Origin of the sequence: Azospirillum sp. OGB3 (assembly GCF_014192915.1) — a bacterium.
GTDB lineage: Bacteria > Pseudomonadota > Alphaproteobacteria > Azospirillales > Azospirillaceae > Azospirillum.
In genome coordinates, this window is the sequence record NZ_JACHYN010000016.1 from 123,581 (window position 1) to 139,831 (window position 16,251).

Annotated in this window: 15 protein-coding genes; 7 read left to right on the forward strand and 8 right to left on the reverse strand. The window is 71.4% G+C overall.

The window, feature by feature from the left end:
- Positions 1-237 precede the first annotated feature (237 nt).
- Positions 238-1,476, reverse strand: coding sequence for a pentapeptide repeat-containing protein (locus FHW79_RS25465; protein ID WP_247884601.1), 1,239 nt, complete (start codon positions 1,474-1,476; stop codon positions 238-240).
- Positions 1,477-1,519: 43 nt separating this feature from the next.
- The gene (locus tag FHW79_RS25470) at positions 1,520-2,497 is read right to left on the reverse strand and encodes a hypothetical protein (RefSeq protein WP_183181486.1); all 978 of its coding nucleotides are present in this window, start codon (positions 2,495-2,497) and stop codon (positions 1,520-1,522) included.
- Between the two features lie 441 nt (positions 2,498-2,938).
- Here FHW79_RS25470 and FHW79_RS25475 point away from each other — a divergent pair, with 441 nt between their 5' ends.
- Positions 2,939-4,045 (forward strand): Do family serine endopeptidase, encoded by a 1,107-nt coding sequence (locus FHW79_RS25475; RefSeq protein WP_183181487.1) that lies wholly within the window; start codon positions 2,939-2,941, stop codon positions 4,043-4,045.
- A 34-nt stretch (positions 4,046-4,079) separates the two neighbouring features.
- Positions 4,080-4,817, forward strand: coding sequence for a hypothetical protein (locus FHW79_RS25480; RefSeq protein WP_247884602.1), 738 nt, complete (start codon positions 4,080-4,082; stop codon positions 4,815-4,817).
- A gap of 10 nt (positions 4,818-4,827) precedes the next feature.
- On the opposite strand, the gene FHW79_RS25485 is transcribed toward FHW79_RS25480, so the two are convergent.
- Complete coding sequence (locus FHW79_RS25485) at positions 4,828-5,097, reverse strand: DUF2934 domain-containing protein (RefSeq protein ID WP_183181488.1); 270 nt, start codon at positions 5,095-5,097, stop codon at positions 4,828-4,830.
- A 77-nt stretch (positions 5,098-5,174) separates the two neighbouring features.
- Positions 5,175-5,840, reverse strand: coding sequence for an NnrU family protein (locus tag FHW79_RS25490; RefSeq protein ID WP_183181489.1), 666 nt, complete (start codon positions 5,838-5,840; stop codon positions 5,175-5,177).
- Positions 5,841-6,060: 220 nt separating this feature from the next.
- Here FHW79_RS25490 and FHW79_RS25495 point away from each other — a divergent pair, with 220 nt between their 5' ends.
- From FHW79_RS25495 to FHW79_RS32900, 4 genes are all read left to right on the forward strand, one after another.
- Positions 6,061-6,591 (forward strand): hypothetical protein, encoded by a 531-nt coding sequence (locus FHW79_RS25495; protein WP_183181490.1) that lies wholly within the window; start codon positions 6,061-6,063, stop codon positions 6,589-6,591.
- Positions 6,592-6,820: 229 nt separating this feature from the next.
- Positions 6,821-7,294, forward strand: coding sequence for a DUF4398 domain-containing protein (locus FHW79_RS25500; RefSeq protein ID WP_183181491.1), 474 nt, complete (start codon positions 6,821-6,823; stop codon positions 7,292-7,294).
- Positions 7,294-8,064 carry an OmpA family protein gene (locus FHW79_RS25505; RefSeq protein WP_183181522.1) on the forward strand — a complete coding sequence of 257 codons (771 nt, stop codon included), beginning with the start codon at positions 7,294-7,296 and terminating at the stop codon, positions 8,062-8,064. The genes FHW79_RS25500 and FHW79_RS25505 overlap by 1 nt, the downstream gene beginning before the upstream one ends.
- Positions 8,065-8,338: 274 nt before the next feature.
- Positions 8,339-9,646 (forward strand): methyl-accepting chemotaxis protein, encoded by a 1,308-nt coding sequence (locus FHW79_RS32900; protein WP_247884603.1) that lies wholly within the window; start codon positions 8,339-8,341, stop codon positions 9,644-9,646.
- 21 nt (positions 9,647-9,667) lie between these two features.
- Here FHW79_RS32900 and FHW79_RS25515 read toward each other — a convergent pair whose 3' ends face one another.
- Entirely contained in the window at positions 9,668-11,245 is a 1,578-nt protein-coding gene (locus tag FHW79_RS25515) for a phospholipase D-like domain-containing protein (protein ID WP_183181492.1), read from the reverse strand.
- 328 nt (positions 11,246-11,573) lie between these two features.
- Here FHW79_RS25515 and FHW79_RS25520 point away from each other — a divergent pair, with 328 nt between their 5' ends.
- A complete protein-coding gene (locus FHW79_RS25520) occupies positions 11,574-11,951 on the forward strand; it encodes a hypothetical protein (RefSeq protein ID WP_183181493.1) in 378 nt (125 codons plus the stop codon).
- 74 nt (positions 11,952-12,025) lie between these two features.
- Here the strand turns inward: FHW79_RS25520 and FHW79_RS33565 are convergent, their stop codons facing one another.
- From FHW79_RS33565 to FHW79_RS25535, 3 genes are all read right to left on the reverse strand, one after another.
- Positions 12,026-14,344: an ATP-binding protein gene (locus tag FHW79_RS33565; protein ID WP_183181494.1), complete on the reverse strand. Its 2,319-nt coding sequence runs from the start codon at positions 14,342-14,344 to the stop codon at positions 12,026-12,028.
- A gap of 125 nt (positions 14,345-14,469) precedes the next feature.
- Positions 14,470-15,183, reverse strand: a complete 714-nt coding sequence (locus FHW79_RS25530; RefSeq protein ID WP_183181495.1) for a type 1 glutamine amidotransferase — start codon at positions 15,181-15,183, stop codon at positions 14,470-14,472.
- 10 nt (positions 15,184-15,193) lie between these two features.
- Positions 15,194-16,204 (reverse strand): amidoligase family protein, encoded by a 1,011-nt coding sequence (locus FHW79_RS25535; RefSeq protein WP_183181496.1) that lies wholly within the window; start codon positions 16,202-16,204, stop codon positions 15,194-15,196.
- Between the last annotated feature and the right edge of the window lie 47 nt (positions 16,205-16,251).

Below are 16,251 nucleotides of genomic sequence, written 5' to 3' on the forward strand. Positions count from 1 at the left end.
CCCGCATCCGGGCTAAGCGGAAAAGTGGGTGGCGTCGAGGACCGTCCGCAGATCGACGCTGCGCCGCCGGTCCCCTTTGGCCGGGCGGGGCAGCCAGAGCTCAATCAGGACCCACTCGGTGTCTGTCAGCTCCGTTGGGGACCGCTGCGCCTGTTTTGCTCGGTGAGCCTTCATCCACATCGCCTGCCTTCCGCTTCCACACGGAAATCGGGCAATCCGTCTTTCTCAAACGGGTTCTCAGGCGTTGCCCAGGCGGGCGCCGTCCAGGATGGCCTCGTCGAAGATCGCGCCGCTGCGGTCGCAGCCGGTCAGGTCGGCCAGCGTCAGGTCGCAGCCCTTCATGTTCGTCGCGCTGAGCGAGGCGCCGGCCATGCGGGCGCGCACCAGCGAGGCCCGCATCATCTTCGCCCCGGCGCTGATCAGCAGCATTCCCAGATTGGCCCCGTCCAGGCAGCCGTCGATGAGGATCGCGCGGTCGAGCTTCGCGCCGCGCAGGTCGGCGCCGCGCAGGTCGGCGGAGCGCAGGTCGGCCCCGTCGAACTGGGCCGCCTGAAGCTGCGCGCCGTTCAGCCGGGCGTGGCGCAGCCGCACCCCCGATCCCTTGGCGAGCGTCAGCACCTTGCCCGACAGGTCGGCCCCATCCAGGTTAAGGCCGGTCAGGTCGAGCTGGCGCCCCTGCTGGCCGCTGGTGCCCAGCCACAGCAGATGCTGGCGCAGCAGAACCTCGATCTCCGCCGCCGCGATCGCCGGGTAGACGGGCTCCGCCGCCGGATCCTCGTCCGGTTCCAAGATGGGCGTGGGCGCCTGGGCCGCCACCGCCGCCTCCTCGTCGGTGCGGATGGAGGTGATGAGGTCCAGTTCCGACACCTTGGCGCCGTCCAGCTTGGCCCCGCGCAGGTCGGCGCCGTTCAGGTCGGCCCCCTGGAGGTCGGCGCCGGAGAAGTTGCAGTCGCGCAGGTCGGTGCGCTGGAGCCGCGCGCCCGACAGGCGGGAGTTGGTGAAGTCCGCCGCCCGCGCGAAGCTGCCCGACAGCTTGGCCCGCGCCATGTCGGCGTTGGTCAGCTTGGCCGAGGCCATGTCGGCCGGTCCCGGCTCGAAGCCGACCACCTTCAGCTCGCCTGACGCGCTGCGGTTGGCGACGCTGCCGTCGCGCAGGTCGACCTCCACCATCACCGCGCCGTCCAGGATGGCGCCGCGCACGTTGGCGCCGCGCATGTCGGTGCGGTAGAGCCGCGCCTCCGACAGGTCGGCACCGCGCAGGTCCGCGCCGTAGAGGTCCACGTGGTCGAGGATGGTGCCGCGCATCCGGGCGTCGCGCAGGATGGCGCCGGACAGATGCGCGCCGGTCAGGTTGCGGCCCGACAGGTCGAGCCCGGTCAGGTCGAAAAAGGGCAGGTTGGCGCGGGCGCCGTTGGGCCGCCCCTCGGTGAAGCGGACATGGCGCTCGCACACCCGGTCCAGCTGCTCCTGGCTCAAGCGTATCCGGGACTTGTGGGAGCCGTCGTTCGCCATCGGCGCCTCAGGCGAACAGCGCGTCGATGTCGGCCTGCGAAATCTCGCTGCCGCCGCCCGATGGTTCGGGCGCCGGGGCGGCGGGTCGCGGGGCCGGCTTCGCAGCGGCAGGCGGAGGGGGCGGCGGCGGTGGGGACGATGCCGGCGCTTCGGCCGGCTCGACCCGTTCCAGCACCTGGGGGATCTGCGTGACCAGCGTGTCGAACAGGGCGTCGATGTCGTCCTGGCTGACCTCCGGCCCGCCGAGCTGCGGGCCGTTCAGCAGATGGGCATCGGGCCGGGTGTCGCCCAGCTTGCGATGGGACGCCCCCTCGCCGATGGCGGCGGTTTCCGAAGCGGAGGCGATGCGGTCGACACCCCAGATCTCGATCATCGTGTTCACGCGCTGCTCGATGTAGCGCAGCGTGTTGACCACCTTGGTGGTGCGCTGACCGGTGATGTCCTGGAAGGCGCAGGCGGTCATGATCTCGATGCTCCAGGCGTCGATGGCGTCGACCATCTCCGCGATGTCGGGATCGTCGCGCGGGATGCCCTGGGTGATCTCCTGGATCTTCTCGGTGGCGTTCAGGATGTCGGTGGTCGCCCGCTCGGTCGCCGCGACGATCTCGTCCAGCTCGCCGGTCGCCGCCTCGATGCGGTTCGACCCGGTGTCGGCGGGGCGCAGTGCGGCGATGTCGCTGCGCGTCTCGCGCACCACCTGGGTGATCGACATCAGCTCCTGCTGAAGCTGCAGACCATCCCCCAGGCCGCCGCCGATGCCGCTTCCGGGCATCGGACGGGGCAAGGCGCCGGGGTCCACCCCGCGCAGCCGGTTGACCTGCTGCTCCAGCGCGGCGGTCAGCCGGTGGAACTCGTCCACCGCGACCACCCGGGATCGTCGGTCGCGCATGCGCAGGAACGCGCGGCCGCGCGCGGTCTGCGACAGCGCCTCCTCCATCTGGAGGTAGTCATGCTCGGTCAGTTCCATCAGAGGAACGTCGCTCATCGTCGTCACCGTCGGCGGGCCGCTGTTGAGTATCCGCCATGGAGGAAAGCACGTCTTAGGAAAACTGAGGTTACACCAGACATGCCCTGGATTTCAGGCAAATCCTTCACACCTCTGCCTCGCAGATCCCGCTGAACAAAGTCTTAATGAAGTCATGGGGAGCACGCGATGACGCACCCCGTCGTCCTGCAACCAAGCATGGAGGACACACAGGAAAGCCAATCACAAGACGAGGGCGCGCCGCGCCCTTGAGGATCCGTCCCCCCGCCGGCGCCCTAAACTCCGTGGCCCCGGCGCCGCGTGCGGTGGGGCGCGGGGTGGGGCAAAGGGTGCGCAGGCTTGACCCGCCGCCGCCGTTCGCCCACATCAGCCGCGCCAGACCCGAACAGGGGCTGCCGCGCAAGCGCGGGTCGGAACAACAGGAACGGGGACAAGATGCCGATGACGACGACGCTTCGGTTCGCGACGCTTCGAATTGCAAAGGCGGCGTGCGTGGCCGGGCTTTTGGGGATCGGCCTTCCGGGCATGGGTCTGGCCCCCACCCCCGCGGCGGCCGCCTTGCCCGCCGGAGTCGCCGGGGTGACGACCATCGCGCCGATGCTGGAGCAGGTCACCCCGGCCGTCGTCAACATCGCCGTCCTGTCGCGGGCGCCGCAGGCCGAGAACCCGCTGCTGCGCGACCCCTTCTTCCGCCGCTTCTTCAACGTCCCCGAACAGCAGGCCCGCCCGCAGGTCAGCGCCGGGTCGGGCGTCATCGTGGACGCGCGGCGCGGCTACGTCATCACCAACGCCCATGTGGTGGAGAACGCGCAGGAGATCGCCGTCACCCTGAAGGACCGTCGCCGCCTGCGCGCCAAGCTGGTTGGGCGGGACGCGGCGACCGACATTGCGCTGCTGAAGATCGAGGCGGAGAAGCTGACCGCCCTGCCCTGGGGCGACTCGGACCAGCTGAAGGTCGGCGATTTCCTGGTCGCCATCGGCAACCCCTTCGGGCTGGGCCAGACGGTGACCTCCGGCATCGTCTCGGCGCTCGGCCGCAGCGGTCTGAAGATCGAGGGGTACGAGGACTTCATCCAGACCGACGCCTCCATCAACCCCGGCAACTCCGGCGGCGCGCTGGTCAACTTCAACGGGGAACTGGTCGGCATCAACACCGCCATCATCGGCCCGGCCGGCGGGTCGGTCGGCATCGGCTTCGCCGTCCCGGTCAGCATCGTCCGCTCGGTGATGGAGCAGCTCGTCGAGTATGGCGAGGTGCGGCGCGGCCGGCTGGGGGTCTCCATCCAGGACCTGACCCCCGATCTGGCGGACAGCATGAACCTGGCCGGCGACGCCGGGGCGGTCATCGCCCAGGTCGAGCGCGGGTCCGCCGCCGAGCGCGCCGGTTTCCGCAGCGGCGACGTGGTGACCGCGGTGAACGGGCGCCCGGTGCGCAGCGCCACCGACTTCCGCAACCGCATGGGTCTGGTGCGGGTTGGCACGCCGCTTCAGGTGACCGTCCTGCGCGGCGGCAACGAACGGGTGCTGAACGTCCGAACGGCGAACTAGACCCGGCGGACCGGATCGGGATAACCATGGTCTGATGATCGGCCGCCCCTCCCCTCCCCGCCGGCAGGCCCCGCCCGCCCCCATGGTCAGCGCGGCCCAGCGCCAGCGCGAAGTCGCCCGCATGCTGATGCGGCTCGACGACATGCTGAAAAAGTGCGCGGATCTGGCGGCGGCGGCGCGGGAGCGCGTGTCGGTCGGCGGGATGGGCCGCTACCGCAAATTCTCCCGGAAGGTGCGCGACTTCTTCTCGCTGGCGGCGGTGACCCAGGAACGGCTGGACGCCGCCCCGTCGGAGATGGAGGAGCTGATCGGACCGATGACCACCGCGCTGGAGCGCCTGCACGCCCGCATGGTGATCCTGTTCGTGGAGGAGAGCCTGGGCTTCTTCAACACCTTCGCGCGGGTCAAGGCGTTGCCCATCGGCACCCACGAGACGGTGGGGGTGGAGTTCCGCGCGCTGATGGAGATCCGCAAGTTCCTCGACGACCCGCTCTATGACGGGGAGCGCGGGCAGGGCCTGCGCAAGCAGACGGACCGGGTCGCCGTCCTGATGCGCGCGGTGATGGACCGCTGCCCGCCCCTGCCCGACTTCGGCGACGAGCCGAGCATCGGGCCGCGCGGGACGGTGAACAAGCCGCTGCGCCCGCCGCGCGCCGCTCCGCCAGCCGCCACGGGCCGGGCGGCGGAGCCGCGCCCGCTCCCGCAGCCCAATTCCCAACGGCCCGATCCTCGGTTGGAGGTTCGCCAACTGTCTCTGGACGACGAGGACTGACGGGCCGCCGTTAGCCTTCCGCCGGCGACGACTGGCGGTGGGGACTGTGCGCGTCCACGCCGCGCAGATGCTCGGCGGCCTCGTGCAGGGCGCGCTCGCTGGCGCTGTCGGGGGTCTGCAGACCGGAGTCCGGGCCGGGAACGGCGTCCTCCTCGGCGATCTCGCGGGCGGCCTGCTGCCAATGCTCGATGTGGCGCCCTTCGGGACGGCCCTCCCGTTCCCAGATGGCGTGGGCGCGCTCGCGGACGCGGGGGTCGTCGGGGCCGGTGTGATGCTCCATGGCGCTGTCCTTCCTGTGCGGTCCGTTCTCAGGACCGTCAACAGGCGGAGCGGCGCGGCGTGCCGCGGACCTTTCCGCTACAGCCAATAGAGCGGGCTGACCCCGAACAGCCAGGGATGCACCGCGATCATCGCGGCGTAGGCGGCCAGCGCGCCCAACGCACGGCCCCAGCCGATCTCTCCGGGACGGAAGCGCTGGCGTCCGGCCAGGATGGCGGCGAAGGGCAGCGCGGAGGTCTCCGCCCGGTAGGCCCGCCCGGCGGCACTCCGGCGCAGCAGCCAGTCGTTCTTGACCATGGCGAACAGGGCGATGGCCGCCATCGCGACGAACAGCACGACCCGCCGCCCGTCTCCGGTCGCTTGCAGGTGCAGCAGCGCCCAGAGCAGCAGCCCCATGCTGCCGGGAAAGCGGGTAATCCGGTAGATGCCCCGCGGCGGGTTGGGGGCGTCGGGCTCGCCGGCCTTGCTGGTGACGCGGGCGGCGATCAGCAGGAAGGACAGCGGCATCAGTGCGACGACCAGCGGCGCCGCCCAGCCGGTGGGGACGAACAGCGGCTCGCCGCCCCCGGCCTCGCGGTAGGCCCAGACGAACAGGCCGAGCGCCAGCAGCGAGCCCAGCGAATGCAGGGCGACGAACCCGCCCCGCCCCAGCCGGGTGATCAGCCACGGCCGCACCCCCGGCCAGGACGGCACGGCGTGGGTGGCGAACAGGAACAGGGCGGCGAGGAGTAGGTCGGTGGTCATGGGCCGCAAGGAAACACCGCTTTGCCCGCCAGAGTCTTGATGAACGTCAAGCATGCAGCGCTGAAAGCAAACCGCGTCCGAGTGTGGCGCAGGCCACAGCGGGGATGGGCGGCGGGGCGTAGTGTCTGGTCATCGGACAGGCCGGGCCCCGACGCAGACGGAACCGGCAGCCAACGCCCCCAGACACCAACTCCCCCAGACACCGGAAGGAAACCACACCATGCGCCGCACCACCCTGATCGCCGCCGCCGTCGCCGTCCTGTGCTCCGCCGCCTCCTTTGGCCCCGCCTTCGCCGGCGACCTGATGACCGGCGGCATCCCGCTCGGCAACGCCAGCAACCTGGGCGTCATCTCCAACACCGCCGCGGGCATCCAGAACAAGGCGCAGCAGCAGGTGATGGGCGTCCAGGCGGGCGGCGGGCTGGCCGGGCCGTTTGGCACCGCCTCCAACCTGGGCAACGTCTCCAACCTCGCCGCCGGGGTGGGCAACACCGCCAAGCAGCAGGTCTTCGGCATGCAGGCGGGTGGCGGCGGGGTGAAGACGCCCTTCGCGCTGGGTGGCTTCAACAGCAACGCCGGCACCGTCAGCAACAGCGCGGTCGGCATCGGCAACACCGCCCAGCAGCAGGTCAAGGCGATGCAGTTCGGCGCGCCGGGCGCCCTGTTCAACCAGAACCTCGGCACCGTCTCCAACCTTTCCGCCGGCATCGGCAACAAGGCCCAGCAGCAGGTCATCGGCATCCAGAAGTAAACCCCTCCCCATCCCCCCTCCCATCCAGGCAGACCTTGCGGCCGGGGCACTCCCCCGGCCGTCTTTTTGCGCGCAAGCGGGGCGTTTCCCGGCGCGGATGTGCCGGCAAGGAACCTTCCACCCGGCGGCGCGTTGGAGCGGCGATCACACTCCCGCGGCCATCCGCCGCGGTCATTCGGGAAGCCGCAGCATGAACCGCAACAGCATTTCGACATTGGGATGGCCCAGGGTGGGATGGAGGGCCGCTGTCATCCTGTCGGCGTCGCTCGGGCTGGCCGCCTGCGCCGGCAGCGTGCCGCCGCCGACCGCCCAGCTCGGCGCGTCGGCGCAGGCCATCCAGCAGGCCGAACGGGCCGGCGCCCTCGAACACGCCCCCGCGGAGTTCCAGTCCGCCCGCGAGAAGCTGGCTGCCGCCGACGCCGCCATGCGCGAGGACGAGCGGACCGAGGCCCGCCGCCTCGCCGAGCAGGCGCAGGCCGACGCCGAACTCGCCACCGTGCGCTCGCAGCGCGCGACGGCGCAGCAGGCCGCCAGCGCGGTCCGCACGCTCGCCAACCCCAACGCCGGTATGCCCAACGCCGGCATGACCGGCGCCGCGCGTCAGGACCGGGCGCCCGCCGGGTCCGCCGCTCCCCTGGCCCCGTCGGGCATGAGCGGGACCTCGACCTGGGATTCCCCGCGCACGCTGGAGGGCACGCCGTGATGCACACCACCGACAAGAAGACCCGCAAGATGAGGAAAGGCTTGGCCCTGGCCTCGCTGGGCGTCGTCGCCCTGTCGCTCGGCGCCTGCGCCACCCCGGACGACACCCCGGCCCTGGCCCAGGCGCGCCAATCCTATTCCAGCGCCGCCGCCAACCCGCAGTTGGCGAGCAACGCCACGCTGGAGCTGCGCCGCGCCGAAGAGGCGCTGCAGCGCGGCGAGCGGGCGCGCAGCGACGGCAACACCGCGGAGATGGACCATCAGGCCTATCTCGCCAACCGGCAGCTCCAGATCGCCCAGGACGTGGCGGCGATGAAGGGCGCGCAGCAGGTCGTCGCCAACGCCGAGACCTACCGCCTCCAGGACCAGATCCGCGCCCTCCAGGCGGAGCGGACGGAGCGCGGTCTGGTGATGTCGCTGGGCGACGTGCTGTTCGCCACCGGCAGCGCCCGCCTGACTCCGGGCGCCGACGCGCGGCTGAGCGAACTCGCCAACTTCCTCCAGCGCAACCCGGAACGGACCGTGCGGATCGAGGGCTACACGGACACCACCGGTTCGTCGGCCACCAACCTGCGCCTGTCGGAGGAGCGGGCCATGGCGGTGCGCGACGCGCTGACCGCGCGCGGCGTCAACCCCAGCCGCATCGCCGCCCAGGGGCTGGGGTCGGCCCAGCCGGTCGCCTCCAACAGCACGGAGTCGGGACGCCAGCAGAACCGCCGCGTCGACATCGTGATCTCCGAGCCGGGCTCGGTGGCGGAGACGCGCTCCTGACGGGCCATGCTGCCATTTGACGCACATTGCGCTTGACCAAGAACGGGCGGGCCGGAAACGGCTCGCCCGCTTCGATTCCGGCCCGATTTCCAGCCGTTTTCCCCGCTCCGACTTGCCCGTCCCGCTCCACCACTGCGCCGGAAGCGCGGTCATTCGAAAAAATTGTCTCGAATGCAAAGCAAAATCAATGCTTCTTTACCTTTTACGGTGTGTGGTTTTACGATGCGCGAACATGAGGGGACACGGCGTCCTTTTGATTGCGCGGGGATTCGGAATGACCACTGGACAGGGTGACGAGGGAGCGATGCTCAGCAGGGGATTTTTGAAGGCGCAGGCTCTGCTTCTCCTCATCATCGGCCTTCCGGTGATCGTGGTGGTGGTTCTCCTCAACCCGCTGTGGAACGCCACGCTGCACCGGTTCGGCGTGCCGGAAGGGCCGGCGGCGGCGCTCGGCATGATCGTCACCATCATGGTGGTGATGGTCGTCCAATATTGGGTTCTGGAAACACGGCGGACCATGGTCAGCTCGCTGTTCAACTTCATCCCGCACGAACGTCTGACCTTCGACGGCGAGACGCTGACGACGGACGAGGCCAACCGCCTGTTCGTCACCCTGCACCGGGATTCGGAAGAGTGGCGGCGCCTGCTGCGCGACAACGGCATGGACGTCCCGCTGGACGAGTTCGGCAGCCTGTGCGCCGCCCGGCTGGCCTTCGCGCGCCGCCCCCAGGGCATCCCGCCGGAGGCGGAGCGCGCTATCGCCGAGGTGCCGCAGGCGGTCGAGCTGGCCCAGGCCCGCGTCGGCGCGGCGCTCGACCAGGCGGAGCGGGAGGTGCAGGCCCTGCGCGGCCGCCTGTCCGACACGCAGGATGCGGTGGCCGCCCTGGTCGGCTTCATCCGCGACAGCGGGGTGCAGATCGCCGGCCGCCACGACGACGCCCAGCGCTGCGCCACGGAGAACCACGCGCTTCTCGCCAGCCTCCATGAGCATCTGGACCGCCGCCGGGCGGAGGCGACCTCCGACCTGACGCGGTTCGAGCAGATCGTCGCGGAATCCCGCGCTCTGGAGGACTCGGTCAACGCCATCACCCGCATCATGTCCGCCACCAACATGCTGGCGCTGAACGCCGCCATCGAGGCGACGCGGGCCGGGGAATACGGCCATGGCTTCCGCGTGGTGGCGAACGAGGTGCGCGATCTGGCCCGCCAGTCGAACGAGGCCATCCAGGTGATCCAGAAGGGCATCGACCGCATGCAGCAGGCGATCGCCCAGCAGATCGCCGGGCAGGACGCCCAGGCCAAGGTGGCCGCCGAGCACGCTCTGCTGTCCGATCTGGCCGACCGCCTGCAAAGCCTCAGCGCCGGCCAGCAGGACGTCGCCGGGCATGAGCGGCGGCTGATGGGCGAGTTGGACCGGCTGGGCGACACCCTGGCCGACACCTTGTCCGGTTTCGCCGGCGACCTGCACGTCCCCGAAGGGCTGCGGCGGGAACTGGACGCGATCAGCGGCGGGCTGGCGCGGCTGAATGGTCTGGAGGAGGATCTGCGCGGCCTGTCCGGCGTCCGGAAGCGCGCCGCCTGACCGCCTTGCGCGGCACGCCGCTCAGCGGTCGCCGCGCTCGGTCTCGACCATCGCCCGTGCGACGGCGTAGACGCCGGCGATCGCCCCGGCGGTGAACAGGGCCGCCCCCACCGCGCGGGTGAGGGAGCGGGCCGGCGCCGGAGCCGGGGGCATGCGCTTCCACACCGCCCAGGCCTCCTCCGGACGGTCGGGATCGGCGATGCGCAGGGCGGCGAAGGCCTGCTCGGTCAGGCCGGGATCGGTGTCGGGCAGCGGCGCCAAGCGGCGCCCGGACGGCTTGTTCAACCGGTCGATGGCGGCCACCAGACGGCCGGTGGCGCGGACGGCGGCGGTCAGCTCCGACGGGTCGACGCCCATATGCTCGGCCAGCAGGCGGTTGCGCACCGCGCCGATGGCGTTGGCGGTGCTGCGGTCGCCCGGCGGGGCCTCCACCGCCAGATCGCATTCCGTGTCGTAGCCCATGGAACGGTTGTTCAGGTTGCTCGACCCGATGCGCAGCAGCCGGTCGTCCACCACCATCAGTTTGGAATGCACGACGATGCCGTTGCCGCCCTCGGTCAGCGGGGTCATGGCGCGCAGACGTCCGTGGCGGTCGGCGGCGCGCAGCTCCTGAAGCACCACGCCGCGCGGTGTGTCCATGGCCATGCGGTCGAACCAGCTCGGGCTTTCCATGGGGACGACGACGACCACCTCCGGCCCGTCCGGCTCGCGCAGCCGCCGGGCCAGCGCCTCGGCCACCCGGAAGGAGGCGAAATACTGGTTCTCCAGATAGATGCTGCGCCGCGCCCCGGCGATGGCGGCGAAGGTCAGCGCCTCGTTCTCGCGGACCGGACGGCCGACCAGACAGTCGGGAAGCGTGCGGGCGATGCCCACCGCCGCGTCGGTGATCAGGGGGTGCAGCCCCTCCGGCCAGGGATCGCCACCCGAAGCGCCGTCGGAGGGCGGAGGCGGCAGCGACTGTCCCGTGGCGTGGCCCCAGCGCTCGCGCGCCATCATCCCCAGCGCGCGGGCGGCGGGTCCGTCCACCGCCATCATCACGTCGTGGCGCGGCGCGTGCAGCTCCCCGGTCGGCCAGCGGCGGCGCGGATCGTTGTCCAGATGCTCCGGCGTGTCCCAGCGGTCGCCGGCCAGATCGATGCCACCGCAGAAGGCCAGCGCGTCGTCGACCACCACCAGCTTCTGGTGCTGCGCCGCCCCCACCGGCAGGGCGTCGTCCAGTTCCAGCGTCAGCCGCGGGCCGGTGCGCCGGTTCAGCCGTTCCAGCGGCCCGTGCGGGTGCTCCAGCGAGATGGGGAACGGCATGTCCCACTTCAGCGCGTGGATCTGCAGCGACGGGCGGTGGCGGATCAGGCGGGCGAGGAAGTCGCCCAGCGTTTCCGGATCGTAAGGGTCGAGGCGCATCCGCGGATCGATGTCCCAGCCGAGCAGGATCACCGATCGCCGCGCCCGCAGCAGGGCGGCGCGCACCGCCGCGAAGAAGGCGGCGCCGTCGACCAGCACGGCCACCCGGTCCGCCCGCTCGGTGCGCCAGCAGGTGGCGCCGGGGCGCAGGATGGGCCTCGTCCCGGCAAGGTCCGCCGCATCCCGATGTTCGCTCATTCCTGCCTCGACGTGCCGTAACGGTGCTTGCGTCAACTCTTCCGGCGGCGGCCTGTTCCGCAAGGCGACCGGCTGCTCCGGAATCGCCCGGCATTCGCATCTGGATGGGAGAGGACGGAAGGCCCGGACGGTCGGCGGTTCGCCAGAAGGTCGGACCAAAAGAATTGGATGCCACTCCGCTTTTGCCGCAACGATGCGCCCGGCCTTCTGTTGGGGATGGGCGAATGGGGGACGGGCGCGCCGCAGGGCGCCGGACTGAATACCCGCCCGAACCCCCGCCAGGAGGGCGCCCGGCCAAAGGGCGCCGCCACCAGATGGAGAGATGAGGATGCGTACCGTTTTGATCGCCGCCGCGTCGGCCCTCGCCCTGATGGCCGGCTCCGCCGTCGCCCAGTCGGGCGGCACCTCCGTGAGCCCGACCGTCCCCAGCACCACGACCTCGCCGTCCACCGGCCTGAGCACCTCCGGCCCCGGCTCCACTCCGGGCAGCGTCACCACGCCGGGCACCTCCGGTTCGTCGGGCAGCACGATGGGCAATGGCACCATGGGCAGCGGCTCGTCGGGCGGCACCTGGCAGGGCCAGACCACCGCACCGTCGGGCATGGGCAGCGCGACCAGCAGCAACCCGGCCCGTGACAACCAGACCGCGACCGGCACCCACTGCCCGCCGGGCACCCCGAACTGCGGCCCGGACGGCAGCAAGTAAACCGCCTTCCAGGTTCGCGTCAAAGAGCGCGCCGGAACCTCCGGCGCGCTCTTTTCGATTTCAGCCCGCCAACTTCAGATCACCGGTTCCGGCCTGACCGCCGGCGGTTCCCCGGAGTCCACCGTGGGCGGAGCCTCGGCGGGGAAGCGCAGGACGAAGCAGGTGCCCCCATTCCCCTGGCCGCCCTCCCGGCTGTCCACCCGGATGCTCCCGCGCAGCCGGGTGGTCACGATGTTGTAGACGATGTGCAGGCCGAGCCCGCTTCCCCCCTCGCCGCGCCGCGTCGTGAAGAAGGGGTCGAAGACGCGCCCCAGATGAGCGGCGGGAATGCCGCAGCCGTCGTCGGAGAAGCGCAGCTCGACTTCCTGAGGACCCGGGCGGGTCACGGCGACGGTCAGCGTGCCGGCCCGCCCGTCCGGATAGGCGTGGACCACCGCGTTCATGGTCAGGTTGGTCAGGACCTGGAACAGCGCACCGGGATAGCTGTCCACCCACAGGCCCGCCGGGCAGTCGACCACCACCCGGTGGGGAGTCTGCTTCAAGCGCGGGCGCAGGCTGGTCAGCACGTCGTCCAGATAGGCGGCCAGATCGACGCGGCGCCGCTCCTCGCTGGTCTGGTCCACGGCGGTCTGCTTGAAGCTCTGGATCAGTTCGGCGGCACGGTTCAGGTTGCTCTCGATCAGCCGGCAGGCCTCCACGGCGGTGGTCAGATAGCCGGTGAAGTCGGCGCGGCGCAGCGTGTTGGCCTCGACCCCGCGGGCCACCTTGCGGGTCTGGTCGGCCAGATGGGTGATGCCGGTCAGGGCGATGCCCACCGGCGTGTTCACCTCGTGCGCCACCCCCGCCACCATTCCGCCGAGCGAAGCCATCTTCTCCGCCTGGATCAAGTGCGCCTGGGTATCGCGCAGGTCGGCCAGGGCGCCCTCGGCGCGCTGCTTGGCCGCCTCCGTCTCCTCCTCCGACCGCTTGCGGAGCGTGATGTCGTTGACGGCGATGAGGATGGCCGGTTCGTCCACGTCGTGGATCTCCACGGCGGAAATCATCGCCCAGAAGGGCCGGCCCCCGGCGGTGCGCATCTCCATCTCCAGATCGCTCGCCGCGCCCTGCTCGGCCACCAGACGGGACAGCCGGGCGGCGTCGGAGGGGTGAACGAAGAAGCGCGCGTTCCGCGTCAGCGCCAGCCGAGCCCCCTCGGTCCCGAACAGCGCTTCGGCCTGCGGGTTGGCGAACAGGACGGCATCGTCCGACCGCCGCGCGATCACGATGGGAAAGGGCGAGGCCGCCAGGATCGCGCGCATCCGCTCCTCCCCCGCCTTCAGCGCCTCGGCGTAGGCGTGGGTCTCCACCAGCGCCGTGCCGAACCGTTCCACGCTGGTGGAGATGGCCTGAAGCTCCGCGAACAGGGCGGGCGGCAGTCGGACGGTCCGGCGCTCCTTCTGCACCATGGCCAGCGCCTGCGAGGCGCGGCGGATCGGGCGGACGACATGGACGCGCAGCAGCACGTAGAGCAGCGTCTGCACCGCCGAGGCGACGCCCAGCCCGACCAGCACGATCCACAGGCCGCTGCGCGCCTGATCGGTCAGGGTGTCGGCGATGCGCCGCGTGTTGGTCGCGGCGGCGTCGGTCAGGCTGCCGCTGAGGTCGTTCAGCACGCCATGGGCGATTTCCGTCTCCAGCCCCATCAGCCCCGCTTCCGACAGGATGGTCCGGCGCAGGGTGAACAGGTCGCCCAGCCCGTCGAGGTCGCGCGCCGTGCGGGCCAGCGGCGCCCGCTCCCCGGGCTCCAGCGGGATCAGCGCGTTCACCACCGCGGCGGCGTGCTCATGGAAGCGGGCGACCTCGACGGCGAGTTGCTCCGTGTCCGTCGCGGTCAACCCCGCGGCCAGCGCCTCCAGCGCGCGGTGGTAGGGTTCCTGCACCGCCAGGGGGGCGCCCGAGCGCAGCAGGCTCAGGAACGCCTCGTCCCCCTTGCGCTGCAGGCCAACCGCCTGCGCCGCCAAAGCGTCGATGGCATCGGCCCGCTCCGCGGTGCGGCGCACCGCCTGGATCGCCGTCTCGAGCCGTTGCAGCAGTTCCGGGGCCGCAGCGTCCGCCGCGAAGCGCTGCGACACGCCCTCCACCTCGGCCAGGGCGCCGGCGCGCTCCTCCGGCGAGCGCGAGCGCAGGACGGCCTCGGCGAGTTGGCCCATGCGGGCGGCGAAGACGGCGTACTGGTGCTGGCGGGCGATCTGGGGAACGATGGCGCGGTCCGCCTCCTCGGCGAGATCGAGCACCCGGACGAAGGCCCCGCCCACCCCAAAGGTCAGCCCGGCCATCAGAAACGCCGTGGCCAGCGCGGTGAGCATCGTCACCGTGTGCAGCCGAAGCCGCCGGCCCGCCTGTTTCTCCGTCACCCGTTGCCCCTCCGCCGTTGCGGCGGCCCGATCGCCAGGCCCGATCGTTAGGATAGCCGCTTCCGCGCGCCAGGGAAATGGTGGCACAACGAACAGTTAGGGAGGCGTGGCGGCCAGGGGATCGGCTACAGCGTGGCGGCGTCCTCCAGGCTGGCGGTTCCGGCGGCGGTGGCGGCCAGGGTGTGGAACAGCGCCTGCTGGCGCGGGTCGGCGACCAGATATTCGGGATGCCACTGCACCCCGATCAGGAAGGGATGATGGACCGCCTCGATCCCCTGGACGATCCCCACCGTCTCGCGCGCCACCACGCGCAGGCCGTCGCCCAGCCGGTCCACCGCCTGATGATGCAGCGCGTTCACCCGGCATTCGGCGATGCCCAGGATGCGGTAGAGGTGGCTGCGCGGGTCGATGCGGATGCGCTTGCGCGGAAGGACGGTGCGCAGGCGCGGCGCCTCCTCGTAGACCTCGTGGATGTCGGTGATCAGCGAACCGCCGCGGTGCACGTTGATCATCTGCGAGCCGCGGCAGATGCCCAGCACGGGAAGCCGACGCGCCGACGCGCCGTCCAGCGCGCGCAGCTCCAGCCGGTCGCGCTCCGGATCGATGCGCATCTTCGGGCGGGCGGCCTCGCCGTAGAGGGCGGCGTCGATATCGTCGCCCCCGCCGACCACCAGCCCGTCCAGCCGCTCGATGGGGAAAGGATCGCGCGCGGTGATGCGCACCGCCCGCGCCCCGGCGCGGCGCAGGGCCAAGCGGTTCGCCCACCAGGCGATGCGGCTGCCGTGCACCGACGCGGTGACTCCGATCAGGGGGCGTCCCCGTGCGATGAAGGCGGCCATGTCGCCCCCGTCAGCCGGCGAGCCGCCGGCCCGCCTCGGCGGCCCAGCCGTCCAGCGCCTTGCGCGCGGCGAAGGCGCGGAAGTCCACCGCCAGCGCGTCCAGCCGGTTGCGGTCCGCCGCCAGTTCCTCCACCGCCACCCAGCGGTTCCAGTCCTGGGCCAGGCACCAGTCCGGATCGCCCAGCCGGGCGTTCGGCAGACGGTAGTGGAAGGTCGGACGGGGCCGCACATGCGGATCGGCCAGCTTGGCCGCCATCGTCTCCGGGGCGAGATGGGCGAACAGCGGGAAGAGGTCCAACTCGCGGTTGCGGGTCGGGTTGGCCTCCAGATAGTCGCCGATCAGCCCGTCGAGGTCCGGGCGGTAGGCGGGATCGACGACCTTCACCGCGTAATCGACCGGAAAGGCGGCGATGAAGCCGGTCAGGCGCCGGGTCGGGTCCACGCGGATCTCGCGGCGCAGCCAGGGGGCCAGCAGCAGGAAGGACTTCAGGTGGTCCAGCACATAATCGCCGTCCGTGCGCGCCACCTGCGGATTCAGGTGCAGGCCGAAGGCGAACAGCGGGCTGGCGTCGGTGCCGGCGGCCCCCTGGGCGCTCAAGGCGGCGAACAGGGGCTCCAGCTCGGTCAGCCGGTCGATGGGAATGGGCGGGGCGGCGATCTCGAAGGGCATGACGAGGCTGCCGACGTTGCCCCACCAGGGCCGCAGCGCCTCCACCACGCCGTCCACCGCCTTGCCGACCGCTTTGCCGACCGCCTTGCCCAGAGCCCCCGGCTCACCGGGTCCGGCCTTGCCGGGATGGGCGGAGCGCATGTCCAGCTCCACCGAGAAATCGCCCAGCCGCGTGCCGGTCACCCGGCAGCGGTGCGGATCCTCCGGCTCCAGAGAGCCGCCGTAAAGGCTGCGCACCACCGCCGCCGCCGATGGGGCGTCGAGGTTGGCGAACTCGACCTCCACGCCGACCGTGCGCGGGGCGCCGTCCGTCGTGGTGGGATGGGGGGGCGTGCGGAATGCGGTGTTCATGGCGCCCGTTCAACACGATGCGCGGCTCGGCGGTTCCACCACCAAAT